A 593-nucleotide genomic window follows, 5' to 3' on the forward strand; every position below is an offset into this window, starting at 1 on the left:
TCATGCCGGCGAAAATCCTGCCGCCGACGAGCAAGGCGACGGCGAGCGAGGTCGCCGCTCCCGCCGCATAGGCCAGCAGGAGGAAGGTCGTTTGCAGGCTCGCGCCCTGAAGCGCGGCGCCCGTCAGCACGAGCCCGAGGATCGGTCCGGCGCAGGGCGCCCAGAGCAGGCCGGTCGCCACGCCGAGGATGAGCGAGCTCGCAACGGCTCGCGTGGTGGTCGTCACCGCCCCGGAGCCGGCCGACGCGCTCAGCAATCTGTTGCCGAAAGCGACGACCGGCCGTGTGATCAAGCCTGCCACGCGCGGCGAGAGCAGGCCGACGCCGAAGACCGCGAGCAGGACGATGGCGGCAAGGCGTCCGTATTCATTGGCGTGGACGACCCAGCCGCCGCCGACAGCGGCAAGCGTCGCGACAAGCGCGAAGGTGGCGGCCATGCCCGCGAGCATCGGCAGCGTGCCCTTGGCGAACGATTGTCCGGCACGGGCAAAGACGAACGGGAGAATGGGGAGGATGCACGGGCTGAGGATGGTCAGCGCGCCCCCGATATAGGCAATGATAAGAAGCGTCATCATCGTTTCCTTCGAAACCGGG

General features: G+C 68.6%; 1 protein-coding gene. It reads right to left on the reverse strand.

Features of this window, described 5'->3' with window-relative positions; translation table 11 throughout:
* A partial coding sequence (locus tag ACUSIJ_RS29675) for a cytochrome c biogenesis CcdA family protein (RefSeq protein ID WP_449312009.1) occupies positions 1–571 on the reverse strand: 571 nt, incomplete at its 3' end.
* Positions 572–593 lie beyond the last annotated feature (22 nt).

It is taken from the genome of Pseudochelatococcus sp. B33 (genome assembly GCF_053570585.1).